The following is a 12033-nucleotide window of genomic DNA, read 5'->3' on the forward strand; positions in this document are numbered from 1 at the left end:
TCACCCGAACAGTTCGTAGGTGGTGGTGTCGGCATCGAGGTCGAGCTCGAGCCGGGCGCCGAGGAAGCCGGCGTTCACCGCCTGCTCGCTGTCGATCAACAGCACCTGCGGCAGGCCTGCCGCCATGTCAGGCCAGACAACCTCCTCCGCGATCGCGGTAAACCGGCGCCGTTCAGTGCCGATCAGCGCCGCACGGACGTTGATCACGGCCTGCGCGTCGGCGATGTCGTCGAAGAACCCCTCCGACGGCGTCACCGAGCCGTCCTTGGCGCCGGGGTAGCGCGCCGCGATCGCCGGATCCGCCCAGGTAGCGGTGGCGACGTCGCGGGAGGCGGCGCCGATATCGGCGGGAAGCGCTGGCATCAGGCGGCTGCCGCGAAGTTGCGCGCGGAGCCGATGAAGCTGCCGGTGTCGCTGCCACCTGCTGCGGTCAGCAGCCGCGCGAGCAGATCGTTGGTGACCTGGGCCTGCTGACTGACCTGATCGAGCAGCTCGTTGGCAGTTTGCGTGTTCGTCGCCGTCGTCGCCGAGCTGGTAGCGGTGGCCTTGGCAAAGGGGCTTTCAACTGCTGCCGAGACCGGCGTGGCATTGTCGACCGTGCTGATCGCCTTGTTGGTTGCCGCCTGGACCGCATCAAGGGCGTCGAAATAGGCCTTGGTCGAGCCGTAGAGCTGGCGCTCGACATCAAGATACGCCTGCGCAGCTGCCTGATACTTGTCCTGGTCGATCGATTGACCGGCCGCGATCTGCGTCAGGAAGGGGGCGAGGTCGGCTTTGGCCGTCTGCTCTTGATCGCGGAGCGAATAGGGCGAGTCGCTGCCGATCTTGAGGCTTGTGAGAAAATCCTTCAGCCCTTGGGTCGCCGAGGCGGTGCTATTCTTCACTTGGGCAAGCTGCAGATCGTACAGCTGCTGTGCTTGCGTCATCTGCTCGGCGGTCGCGCCGCCTTCCTTCAACGCGTCGACCGTGTGCTGAAACTTGAGGTTGAGCTCGTCGACCGCCGCGCCGACCGGATCGAGCATCGCCTTCAGATCCTTCGGGACGGCCTCGATTAAGAGCGCCTTGCTGATCGCCGTCTCCAAATCCTGACCGGATTTGAGGATGGTCTGGCTAGCCTTGCTGATCCCGGAGACGACGGCTTTGGAAACAGAATAGCGGATGGCATATTCAATCGCGGCCTGCTGATCGCTGCCAAAGTCATGCAGCACGCTGTCGTTGAAGTTGTTGTAGTTGAGCGACTTCGTGGTCGACGTCGTCGCCACGCGATATTTGCTCTCGAAGGTGCCGAGCGTGAGCGCCGGCAGTTTCGAGATGGTAGCGCCGAGCTGGTCGGCGATGGCGTTGATCCCGGACGCGACCGAAGAGGCGGTGCCCGTCGCGGCGGCGATGGCCTGGCCGCCACGGCCGGCGCCGGTGGTCCCAACCGCCTCGCCGCTGCTGTTGAGCGACACCGTGGCATCGCTCCACTTGCTCTTCTTGAACAGCCCGCCGACGACGCTGCCCAAGATCCCTCCGGCGATCGAGCCGAGCGGGCCCGCGAGCCCGCCCAGCGTCTTGCCCAGCGTGCCGCCGATCGCGGTGCTGACCGTCTTGCCCAGTTCCTTGCCGGCGACACCGCCGAGCACGCCGCCAAGGGAGGACGCGAGCGGATTGCTCTTGCCGCCCGTGATCGACGAGAAAACCGAACCGCCGATCTGGCCGTAGCTAGCGCTGGACAGGACCGAGCTCAGGCCGCTCGTCAGCTTCTCGAGCGATTCCGGGCTGATCTTGATGTTGCTGTTCTTCAGCCCATCCGTGATCGATTTGGCCACGTCGTTGGCCTGTCCCTCAACGCCACCTGGCTGCAGCAGACTGCGGAACGGCCCAGAGATGCGGACGCCGAGCAGGTCCATGGCGCTGCCGACCGCGTCGCGCAGGTGATCGCCAAAGCTGACACCCGCCTGGCGCACGCCTTCCTCAAGGTTGCCGACCGCGGTGTCGATCCCGTCGTTCCAGGTCGCAAGCGCCTTGTCGATCTCCGCATTGCCGAACACGTCGCGCAGTTCCTTGCCGGACGCGGCGGTCATCGCCTCGTTATAGTCCTTGCGCGCGTTCGTCCGGTAGAGGATCTCCTGATCGGGCCCGATCTTCTTCGCTGCAGCCAGCTTGTCGATCTGACCCAGCTGCTCGGCATACTTCCGTGCGGCGTCACCCGCGGGGTCCAGCTTGCCGAGGATCTGATCGAGCGCAGTGCCGAGGTCCGTCTGCTCCTTCTTCGCGGCCCGTGCGGCCTCCGCGTTGGCCTTTAGCTCGGCTGTGTAAGCGGCCGAGGCGGTCGGCGCGCGGCGGAAAGCCTCCACGTCCGAACGGGGGAAGGAGCTGGTGCTGACGGCGGTGCCGCCGGCCTGGTTGCCGCCGGTGACCTGGACGCGGCCGTCCTTCTCGCCAGCATAGAAGCCGACGTGGTCTCCCTTGCCCACCTTGAGAACGACGATGTCACCCTGCTCGGGCTTGCTGGTCGCTGTTCCGTAGTTGAGGAAGGACTTTGCCGCGAGGCTGCCGTTGCCCTTGATGCCCTGGCCCGCGAGCACGGCGTTGACGAAGGCCGCGCACCAGGCCGTCTTTTCCGGGTCGATGTTGATGCCGGCCGGGCTGAACAGATCCTTCAGCGTCGCCTTGCCGCTCGCGGTGTCCTCACGAGCGCCAACATACTTCTGCGCCGATGAAAGGATCGAGGTGCCCTGTTCGGCGGTGATCTGGCTGCCGAGCGACGGCGGCTTGCGATTGGCGGCGGTCTGCCTGTCCTGCTCGGCCTTGATCGCCGCTTTTCGTTCGCGCTCGATCGCGTCGATCTTGGTCTGGGTGGTTGAGCCCACCACGCGGCCGTTCTTGATGGCCTCCTCGGTCGTGCGACGGATCAGCGCGGTCTGGTCATCATAGAGCTTGTTCAGGCGCGCCATCGGGTCGGCAGCGCGCTTGGCTGCTTCAACGGCCAAATCGATCTTCGACCGCTCGACGTTCTGCTGCGCCGCAGCCAGGTCCGTTCGCGCCTTCTCCGCGGCCTTTTGCGCAGTGTCGAGCTGCTGAGCATAGACCAGCTGCGTTGCGCCGCCGCCCTGGTTAAGCATCGACTGGCTGGCCTTGTACTCGGCCTCGGCCCGCTCGAGCAGCGCCACGGTGGTTGCCCGAATGGCGATCTGCCGATCCAGCTCTTGCCGCGCCGCAATGTTGGCCTGCTCGGCTGCGCTGCGCTGGGCCTTTTCGTTGTCGTTAAACGCCTTGCTCTGAGCGCGGATCGCCTCGGACACGCCCTCGGCCGACTTGGCGTAGAGGTCCTGGGCGCGCGCGGTGGTGGCCGTCTCCGCGGCGTTCTTCTTCAGCTTCTCGACTGCGTCGTCGAGGGCGTCGTTGCCGTCGAGGATTTTGGCGACCAGCGGGGCGAGCACTGTCACGCCGATCGTTGCGGCGATGCCCCAGCCGCTGGTCAGGAAGTTGGCGACACCGGCCATGGCGCCGCCCATGCCTTGCAGCGCGAACGAAGCCTGCCCGATCTGCTGCGCGAACGCGGTGGCGACGCTCTGGCCGGAAACGACCTGGACCGAGAAGTCCTGCAGCTGCTGGCCGAGCATGATCGTGGACTGGCGCTGCTGCTCGGCGGAAACCTTGTTGTCGTTCGCGGCGCGCGTGTGCGCCATCGTGGCGCTGGATGTCTTGTTGAGCTCGACCTGATACGCCTCGAGCTGCACGATCCGCTGGCGAATGGCGCCGGCCTGCTGCTCGGCCGCGCGCGCGTCGACCATGGCGGCGTCTGCGTCCCGCATGGCGGCTTCAGCCGCGGCCTGTGTGCCAATGGCGGCGCCCTGCATGGCGTTGCGAAGCTCAAGCGCGGCCGCGGCACGCGTGTCCGCCGCGGCGGCCGAGGCGCGAAGCTGAGCAATCTCACCGGACAGATCGAGAGAGCCGGTTTCGGTTCGCGGCATCGACAGGGCTTGCTGCGCGATCTTGCCAACGGCGGCGAGGTCGGAGCTGAAGGTCTGCTTGATATCTGCCGAGGTTGAGCGCGCGCGCGTCGCCATCTCGGCGAAAGCGCGGCCGCCTTCACTGCTGAACTGCTCGGCGCGCAGGGAAAGGCGCGCGACGATGTCGGGACCGGGCATGCCTCCTCCTTCCGATTATGAGCTGGTGCGGGCGAGAAAGTCGCTGACCAGGTCGGCCTCCGCGTCGCGTATGATCGGCTCGATCGCGACCTCGTTGCGGAACTGAACCTGCGGCAGCAGGACGAAGATCGGCACGGTCGCGGTCCGGCCGGCGGCGCGCTGGCCCGCGCTGGCGCGATCGCCGAGCCGGGAGCGGCCTTTCAGCACGGCTTCATCGGCCACGAGCAGCGAAGGCCGCCCTTTGCGGTAGACGAAGCGAAGCCGAATGCCGTGCGCCCGCTCCCACTCACCTGGGGTCAGCCACCGCGCCGGCCCGCGCGGGCCGGCCGCCGGCAGCGGCACAGCGAGATACTGCTCACTTCGGCCGCGAATCGCACCCGGCTTGGTCCAGAAGGCGATGGCGCCCTGAGTACGGTCGCGGCCGTTGACATAGACGACGCCGGATGGGTTTCGGGCAGGGCCCTTGGTCGGATAGCTGTCGGAAGCCCACGCTTTCCAAAGGTTGCCCGGCACGGCGGCGCGGGTGGCGGCCTCCAGCCGCCGCTCGAGCCGCTTGGTGGCGCCGCCGACCGCGTCGGTCCCGGCGGTGAGGTAGCGCCGCACCAGCTTATCACCCTCGGCTGTGAGGGCGTCGACGTCGATCATCAGCTCGGCGCCGTCACTCGCCACTGGGCTTCTCCACCAAGCTGTCGATGATCAGGAAGGCGTCCATCAGCCCGGCCGGCTGCTCGCCAGGGCTACCCGGGCAGGGCAGCACCTGCGGCATCAGGGGCGAGGCGAAGCGTCGGCAGTGGAACCAGAGGTCGACGACCGGCCAGATCCACGCCGGGAGCGCGAGCCGCGGGTTCTCTTCCCATCGGGCGCCGGCGATGTCCCACCCGCCGTCGACGTGTCGTCCGAACCGGAAGGCTTCGGGCTGTCGTCTGACGGCGACGGCCGCGGCGAGTTTCCCTCCAGCCCACCCGGCTTCTGGAGATTATAGGCAGCGTTGCCGGCGACCTGGATGAGGAACGGCTCCATCTGACCGAGCGTCACCTCGCTGACCTGGCCGTCACGGCCCAGCGAAAAGGTGACACCCTCCACCTCCATGCCGACGCAATAGCGCTTCAGCGCCACAATCGGGGCGATCGCGCGACGCCGCTCGAGTTGCGCCACCAACTCGCGATATTCCGGCCAATGTTCGCCGAGGACGTTGCGTACGCCGCCAAGCAGCAGCTTGTTGTCGGCGCCCATCGTGTCGGCCTCACCTTCGCCTTCGGCTTCGATCAGGCCGAGCAGGCGGTCGAGCTCGGGGTCGTCGCCGAGGAGCGCCAGCACGCCGGCACGCACCGCCTGGCGCAGCTCGAACCCCCAAACCTGACCCGCCCGATAAGGGCCGGACAACTCCGCCTCCATTTGGCCGCGCTCGATGACGTCGCCCGCGCGCAGGTGGATGACGGGGGCGCCGGGCTTCGGCGTCCCCGCATCGGTGCACATCCAGGGCGGGGTATAGGGCATGGTGGCGCCCTTGCTGGTCAGGATCATGGGTGCGCCTCAGTAGAAGACGAGGAAGCCGTCGGAGTCGCGGGTCACCGCGTCCTTGCCGAGGCTGCGGACCTGCAGGGTGACCTCGTCGGACCGAAGCTTGCCGCGGGTGCCATTATCGAGGGTAACCGGCTGCGCCATCGGCAGCACCAGCGCCCAGCGGTTGCCCGGCTGGCTGCCGTGACGCAGCACCGCCGGCATGGTGACGCCGTTGCCGATGTCGCTGATCGTGTCCCGGTTGGCGACCAGCGTCGCCAGCGGGTCGATCTTGAGCATCTTCTTACGGTCGACGATCTGGCCGGCGCCGAAACCATAGGTGGTGTTCGGATCGTCGACGTTCTCGATCTGGCTGCCCGGATCCATCGACCAGGTCGAGATCGTCGACGCCTTGCGATTGAGGCTGGCCGCCGGCGAGATCCCGGCGCCCTGGACCAGAACGGGCGCGGAGTGGCCCGCAACGGCGAGGTTGGCGGGGATGGCTGCGTCGGCGCGGCCGGCGTAGATGCCGGTCATGTTGAAGGTGCCGTAACCCGGGCGAGCGCTCTTGCCATCCGGGGTGAAGGTGCCGCGGCAGCCGACGAACTTCATCAGGCGGCCGTCTTCGTAGATGTAGATCGTCGCCGATGGCTGGTCGGTCAGACGCGAGGCCGCATCGCTTGGCGAGGTCTGGGCATAGCTCCAGTTCGCCGGCAGCGACACCGTGGTGGTGGCATCCAGCGGCGGATTAAAGGTGTCGGCGAGCGTGGCGACGCGGCCGGCGCTATATTCCGTCACGGCAGGCTGCGCGCCGGCGCCGGTGCCCGCGGTCAGCAGCAGGATCATGCCGAGCACGGCGCGCGAGACGGCGGGGAAGCCCGCCGGCAGGGTGAGCGTGGTCGCGGTGCCGGCAGTCGCCGCGGCGGCAGCCACCGCGGCGGTGAACAGGCCGCGCCAGCCGCACGACTGGAGCGCCTGGTGGAGCGGCGGCTTGACCGTCGCCGAGTAGACTGCGCCCGCGCCGGCGCCCTTGATCCGCGACTTGAAGCTGATCGGCGTCACCTGTCCGATGATGAGCGGCGCGCCGGCAACGAGCGAGCCCGTCGCCTCATTCGCATCTTCCTGGGTCCAGGGGATGCCATAGGTAACGCTGTCCGCTTCGACCGGGAGCGCATCGACGGTGGGATCCGGGCTTGCGTCGACGGCTTCGACACCCTCGAGCTTGAGCAGCACCGCGACGTTCGTCGGGCGAATGGTCTGGTCCATGAGGAGCCTCCTTCAGGCGGGTAGAGCGGGGTCGGCCCGCGAAGTGGTAAACTGGATGGTGAAGTCCTGGGCGAAGCCGAGGCGCCGCACGCTGGCGAGGGTGGCGGTGAACAGGCGCAGGTCGCCGTCTTCGATCAGCTCGACCGTGCCGCCGAGCGTCTCGTCGGCCATGATCGCGGCGACGACGTGGGCGAGCAGCGCGTTGCGCTCGGCGGTCGGCGCCTTGCCGCCGCCGCCCTCGACGAAGCCGTCGACGGTCACCGTCATCGCGCGGCGGGTGATCATCACCTCGCGCTCGAGCACCCGGTGGCCGCCGTCGGTGATGCCGAGGCCAGGGAAGACGCTGGGATCGCCGGCGGGCTCCACCTCTACCTCGCGCGCGAGCGGCGCGATCGCCGTCTCGATCGCGGAAATGATCAGGTCGCGGACCGTGAGTTGGTCGGTCATTCGATCCGACCTGCATCGCTGACGATGAGATCCCACTCGCCAATGTCATCGCGCCGGGTGACGTCGTCGATCGCCCACTGGCGACCGCGATGGATCAGCTTATCGCGCTTGGTGGGCTCCTCTGGCAGGTCGGCCTGGAGGATCTGATAGGTGATGGTGCGCAGGGTGCGGCCCGGGCCTTCATAGCTCGGCGCCGCGGTTTCGAGCCGTACAACGGCCAGCGGCGGCAGCGCCCCCCAGCTCTGGATGTAGGTTGCCGGCTCGGGATCGACGAACTCGGCGCGGATCGCCGCGAGCGCGGCCGCCTCTCCCTGCACGGTCAGTCGGCCTACGCGTCGGCCTTGGCGGCAGTCTCGGACACCGCGGTGAGGCCGTCCGTCAGCGGCTTGGCGCGCTCGGCGCTGATCTCGTCGAGCTTGTCGCCGATGGTCAGCGTGGTGCCGGCATCAGCATAGCTGCCGTCGTTGCGCACGGCGGCGCTGTAGAGGGTGATCTTCTTCATGGAGCGCTCCGGCGTACGGGAGGTCAGGAGGGCACCACCGCGGCGGCCAAGCAGCAGGCCGCGGTGGTGCAGGCGATCAGCCCTTGAGGACGTCGACCAGTTCGAGCGCGCCCGAGTCCGTCAGCGCGTCGAGCGCCTTCTTGTCGAGCTTGTGCTCCTTGGCGACCTCGTCGGTGATGATGGTGCCCGGCTCGATGACGTTCTCGGGCTTGGTACCAGTATGGAGCTGGTGCACGGAACTGTGCATCTGCACCTTCTTCGGCGCCGACGATTTGGCGGCCGGCGGATTGGGGTTTTCGTCTGCCACGGCAGTTCTCCAGATAACGAAGCGCGCATCGTCCGCGCGAGGAAGGCCCGCGCCGAGGCGCGGAGGGACGGATCAGCGAACGGTGACGCAGCCGGACGCGTTGACGCGCTTCGGCACGAAGATCGGTGCCGACTGAGTCATCAGATATTCGCCGGCCGGGTTCTCCTCGATCCAGTTCTTCGAGAAGAGGCGGGTGGCGCCATAGTTGTTCCGGGGATCGAGGATAGCGCCATAGCAGGGCGTGCCCTCATAGGTGCCGGGCGCGCCGATGATGACGGTGTACTGCGGCAGCAGCTTCTTGATGACGCCGTCGACGTCCTCATAGGTGTCGTTGTAGACGTAGAGTTCGACGGTGCCGATCCGGCCGACGAACACCGGCGAGCCGGGCACGCCGGGCTTGAAGCCGAGGTCTACCGCGCTGGTGTTGCCCTGGTAGCTGGTGTCGAGCTTGTCCTTCAGCTTCGGGTCGGCCTTGAAGAATGCCCAGGCATCCTTCTCGAACACGACATGGCTCGGCGCCGCGCCGCACTCCTCGGCGATCTCCTGAATCCAGCCCTCGAGATTATCGACCGGCGACACGTTGGCCTCACCCCAGCGGGCGGCACCGGTCAGCGTCTTGCTGAGCGACGCCTTGCGGTTGAAGCTCACCACCGCGCGGGGATATTCGATGCCTTCGATGATCACGCCGCCGGTGCGCAGGATCTCGGAGGCCATGACCTCCTCGCGGCGCTCGATCTTGGTCTTGTGGGCGGCAAGATAGTCGACGAACGCGAGGTCCCGGCGCTGTTGCAGCGTGAGTTCGCCGCCGAGCGGCTCGCCGGGCCGACGGCGTGCGAGCTTGTGCGCATCAATGCGGTCGATGGGCTTGATGTAGCCGGGCGCGAAGCGGTCGGTCTGGAAGCCGCGGTCCTGGCTGGGCGTGCCCTTGGCGTAGGGGCTGACCCAGGGCGCGATGCGCTTATCGTCGGACACGCGGTCGAACATGACCTCGGGAGTGTCGAATTCGAGCGGCGTCGAACCGAAGAAAAGGGTGCGGAGGAAATTACCCTGCGTGGTCAGCGGCGTGATGATGCCGATCAGCGCAGTGGTCGAATAGAGAAGAGGATCCATGGTCGGGCCTTTGCGGAAATGAGCAATGGCGGCCCGACCATCATCGGACCGTCATCAGGGTGCGGGTGGGAGGCGGGCGTCAGCCGTCGAAGGTGATGCCCTTGTCGCGCAGGCCCGCCCGGATGCTGGCGAGCGTATGGCCGGCGCCGAGCACCAGCTGCGAGCCGATCAGGTCGCCGGTCTCAATGGCCATCGCCTCGACGTCGCCGCCAGTGGCATCGACGGTGTAGGAGAGGACGTACTGAGGCACCTGGCTGCCATCATTCGCCGCCGCGAGCGACACGTTGGCCTTCTTGCTGGCGTCAATGATGCCGAGCACGGCACCGATCGGGTAGACCGCGCCGGCGAGCAGCGTAACCTTCTTGGTGTTGGGAGCACCCGACCGGATCAGCGTGACCATGGCGGCCGACTGGGTGGAGGCGAAGCTTGCGCGAGAATACATGGCGCGAATTCCTTGTCTGGAGGGCCGTCAGGCCAGAGCGGTCGGTTGTCGGGCGATCAGCTCGACGGCTTCAGGTGCTTGGCAGCGCCGATGCCGAGCGAGGCGGCGAGCGCGAGGATGCCGGTGGCCTGCTCGGCGCCGGTCTTGGCCTTGCCGCCTGGCGCCTTGTCCTTGCCCGGCTCAGGCAGCTGATCAGCAGCGACCGTACCTGCGCGCAGGTCAGCCATGCTGGCGCCGCGGGCCTTGGCATTGGTGGCAAGCCCGATCGCGAACGCGCCGGTGTCCTGGCCGCTCTCGATCGCGGTACGCAGCGATGCGGACATCGTCGTTTCCGGGCACAGTTCGGCCAGCGCCAGCACGCGGGTGCGTTCTGCTGCGGCCTCGGTACCAGCCTCTGGGGTTGCCTCGGGTGCTTCCACGGCGGTTACGGCGATGTCGCCATGGCCACCTGCCGCGAGCACGGCGGCGAGGGCGGTGGCATTGGCGGCGGAGCCGATGATCGTCATGCTCGTGATGCCGGCGAGGGCCTGATTGGCCGCCGCCGACGTGGTGTCGGTTTCACCCGGCATTGCAGTCTCCATAGATGCGCGGGCGCCCGACTTTCGGGCACGCCGCTGGGGATTGGCCGGCTGGCGGCCGTTCACGGTCGCGACGAACTCGGCTTGCGAGTCTGCCCAACCCATGACCTTGTCGGCGAGGCCGGCGTTGACCGCCTTCTCGCCGCGGTAAATGCGCGCTTCGGTGCCGCGGACGGCCTCCTCGCTCAGCCCGCGCGCCGTGGCGACGTGGGCGACGAAACGGCCATAGGCATGATCGATGTCGGCCTGGATCGCGTCGCGAACGTCGTCGGGCAGCGCCTGGAACGGGTTACCGTCGGCCTTGTGGGCGCCGCCATGGATCAGCGTGACCTTGATCCCAGCCTGCTCGAGTTGGCCGGAAAAGTCGGCGTGCATGGTGATGACGCCGATGGATCCGGCATAGCCGAGATCCTGAACCGTGATCTCGTCGCAGCAGCAGGCGATCGCATAGGCAGCCGATGCGCCGACGCCGCGGATGATCGCCCGGCTCGGCTTGTTGCCGCGGTCCGCCATCATCGCCGCGCACAGCTCGTTGAGGTCGGTAACCTCGCCGCCGGGAGAGTCGATGTCGAGCAGCACGCCGCGGACCTGTGTGTCGCGCTGGGCGAAGCTCCAGGCGGCGCGGACCGCGTCATAGCCGGTAAAGCCGGACGACGGCGTGACCCCGCCGCCATTCTCAGCGACCAGTTCACCGCGAATATCGATATGCGCGACGCCGTCCTGGACGGTTAGCACGTCGGAAGCAGTGAGGTCGGGCCGGCGATCGTCGGCGGTGAGCTTCGCATCGATGCCGGCGCGCGCCGCGGTGGCGCGTGCCTGTAGCTCCTCGATGTCGAGCTGCTCGCCGCCGGCGTGCATCAGCAGCTGGCTGACGTCGAACCGCGGGCCGACCACGCCGAGCACGATCGCCGCGGTCGAGGGAAGCACCGCAAGCGGGGTGTTGAACAGCCGGCGCGTGATGCCGGCGCGGCTGAAGGAGCGGAAGCTCATTCGTCATCGTCCTTCTTCTTGGGACCGTCGTCGGCAGCATCGGCCTTGCCGGCATTGCCCGCGGGCGTGCCGGGCGAAACGGCAACGGGCAGGCCCTCGGCAAGCCAGGCACGGTGCTCACGGCCGCGGCGGCGGACATTCTCGCGGTAGCTACCGCCAGTCAGCTCGGCGGTGATCTCCTCGCCGGTCTGCCAGCCATTATCCTGGCGGATCTTGTAGCCGTTCGCTTCCTGGGCAGGGTTGAGGGCGATCTTGCCGTCGCCGCGCCAATCGACGCCGGTCCAGGCGGCTCGGATGGCGGGATCGGAGAAGAAGCCGGGCATGGTATAGTCGCCGCGGGCGACCTTCTCGGCGATGAAGCAGAGATACGTCGGCACGCACCAGTCGCCGCCAAACCACGCGCGCTCGGCGCGGATGTCCATGTACAGGGCCTCAAGCTCGGCCTTGCTCGCGGTATAGCTCGAGTTGAAGAGCAGCAACAGCACGCCCGCAGGGATGCCGATCGCGGCGCCGATCTGGCGCACGATGGCCTCGAAGAACGGATTGAACGCCGAGTTGGGCCGACCTGGCGACTTGATCTCGACCTCGGCTTCGCTGTCGATCTCCATGACCGAGCCGGACTCGAACTTGTACTGCGGTGGGGCCGGCGGGATGTCATAGGCCGCGCTCCCGGGCCCGGTGGCGTCACCATCGAGCTCGTCATCGCCGTTAAACTCCGGCTCGGGCATCGGCGTCGCGCCGGGCGACTTGTAGAC

General features: G+C 67.6%; 13 protein-coding genes. All 13 read right to left on the minus strand.

Annotated elements, in window-relative coordinates:
• Positions 1–363 (minus strand): hypothetical protein, encoded by a 363-nt coding sequence (locus tag OXR60_RS14050; protein ID WP_267396554.1) that lies wholly within the window; start codon positions 361–363, stop codon positions 1–3.
• Complete coding sequence (locus OXR60_RS14055) at positions 363–4136, minus strand: TIGR02594 family protein (RefSeq protein WP_267396555.1); 3774 nt, start codon at positions 4134–4136, stop codon at positions 363–365. Before OXR60_RS14055 ends, OXR60_RS14050 begins: the two co-directional genes overlap by 1 nt.
• Positions 4137–4151: 15 nt before the next feature.
• The gene (locus OXR60_RS14060) at positions 4152–4781 is read right to left on the minus strand and encodes a DUF6441 family protein (RefSeq protein WP_267396556.1); all 630 of its coding nucleotides are present in this window, start codon (positions 4779–4781) and stop codon (positions 4152–4154) included.
• Positions 4782–4901: 120 nt separating this feature from the next.
• Complete coding sequence (locus tag OXR60_RS14065) at positions 4902–5660, minus strand: hypothetical protein (RefSeq protein ID WP_267396557.1); 759 nt, start codon at positions 5658–5660, stop codon at positions 4902–4904.
• A gap of 9 nt (positions 5661–5669) precedes the next feature.
• Complete coding sequence (locus OXR60_RS14070; protein WP_267396558.1) at positions 5670–6902, minus strand: hypothetical protein; 1233 nt, start codon at positions 6900–6902, stop codon at positions 5670–5672.
• Positions 6903–6914: 12 nt separating this feature from the next.
• Positions 6915–7349 carry a hypothetical protein gene (locus OXR60_RS14075; RefSeq protein ID WP_267396559.1) on the minus strand — a complete coding sequence of 145 codons (435 nt, stop codon included), beginning with the start codon at positions 7347–7349 and terminating at the stop codon, positions 6915–6917.
• Complete coding sequence (locus OXR60_RS14080; RefSeq protein ID WP_267396560.1) at positions 7346–7666, minus strand: hypothetical protein; 321 nt, start codon at positions 7664–7666, stop codon at positions 7346–7348. The genes OXR60_RS14075 and OXR60_RS14080 overlap by 4 nt, the downstream gene beginning before the upstream one ends.
• Positions 7667–7677: 11 nt before the next feature.
• A complete protein-coding gene (locus OXR60_RS14085; protein ID WP_267396561.1) occupies positions 7678–7851 on the minus strand; it encodes a hypothetical protein in 174 nt (57 codons plus the stop codon).
• A gap of 76 nt (positions 7852–7927) precedes the next feature.
• Complete coding sequence (locus OXR60_RS14090; protein WP_267396562.1) at positions 7928–8158, minus strand: hypothetical protein; 231 nt, start codon at positions 8156–8158, stop codon at positions 7928–7930.
• 72 nt (positions 8159–8230) lie between these two features.
• Positions 8231–9268 (minus strand): major capsid protein, encoded by a 1038-nt coding sequence (locus OXR60_RS14095; protein ID WP_267396563.1) that lies wholly within the window; start codon positions 9266–9268, stop codon positions 8231–8233.
• 79 nt (positions 9269–9347) lie between these two features.
• The gene (locus OXR60_RS14100) at positions 9348–9710 is read right to left on the minus strand and encodes a head decoration protein (RefSeq protein ID WP_267396564.1); all 363 of its coding nucleotides are present in this window, start codon (positions 9708–9710) and stop codon (positions 9348–9350) included.
• Between the two features lie 56 nt (positions 9711–9766).
• Positions 9767–11278, minus strand: a complete 1512-nt coding sequence (locus OXR60_RS14105) for a S49 family peptidase (RefSeq protein ID WP_267396565.1) — start codon at positions 11276–11278, stop codon at positions 9767–9769.
• A partial coding sequence (locus OXR60_RS14110; protein WP_267396566.1) for a phage portal protein occupies positions 11275–12033 on the minus strand: 759 nt, incomplete at its 5' end. The genes OXR60_RS14105 and OXR60_RS14110, both read right to left, overlap by 4 nt.

The organism is Sphingomonas sp. GC_Shp_5 (assembly GCF_026540855.1).
Taxonomy (GTDB): Bacteria; Pseudomonadota; Alphaproteobacteria; order Sphingomonadales; family Sphingomonadaceae; genus Sphingomonas.

Bases quoted from the DNA above. Each gene is read 5' to 3' on its own strand.
- OXR60_RS14050 (WP_267396554.1), bottom strand. From the start codon at position 363: ATGCCAGCGCTTCCCGCCGATATCGGCGCCGCCTCCCGCGACGTCGCC.
- OXR60_RS14055 (WP_267396555.1), bottom strand. From the start codon at position 4,136: ATGCCCGGTCCCGACATCGTCGCGCGCCTTTCCCTGCGCGCCGAGCAG.
- OXR60_RS14060 (WP_267396556.1), bottom strand. From the start codon at position 4,781: ATGATCGACGTCGACGCCCTCACAGCCGAGGGTGATAAGCTGGTGCGG.
- OXR60_RS14065 (WP_267396557.1), bottom strand. From the start codon at position 5,660: ATGATCCTGACCAGCAAGGGCGCCACCATGCCCTATACCCCGCCCTGG.
- OXR60_RS14070 (WP_267396558.1), bottom strand. From the start codon at position 6,902: ATGGACCAGACCATTCGCCCGACGAACGTCGCGGTGCTGCTCAAGCTC.
- OXR60_RS14075 (WP_267396559.1), bottom strand. From the start codon at position 7,349: ATGACCGACCAACTCACGGTCCGCGACCTGATCATTTCCGCGATCGAG.
- OXR60_RS14085 (WP_267396561.1), bottom strand. From the start codon at position 7,851: ATGAAGAAGATCACCCTCTACAGCGCCGCCGTGCGCAACGACGGCAGC.
- OXR60_RS14095 (WP_267396563.1), bottom strand. From the start codon at position 9,268: ATGGATCCTCTTCTCTATTCGACCACTGCGCTGATCGGCATCATCACG.
- OXR60_RS14100 (WP_267396564.1), bottom strand. From the start codon at position 9,710: ATGTATTCTCGCGCAAGCTTCGCCTCCACCCAGTCGGCCGCCATGGTC.
- OXR60_RS14105 (WP_267396565.1), bottom strand. From the start codon at position 11,278: ATGAGCTTCCGCTCCTTCAGCCGCGCCGGCATCACGCGCCGGCTGTTC.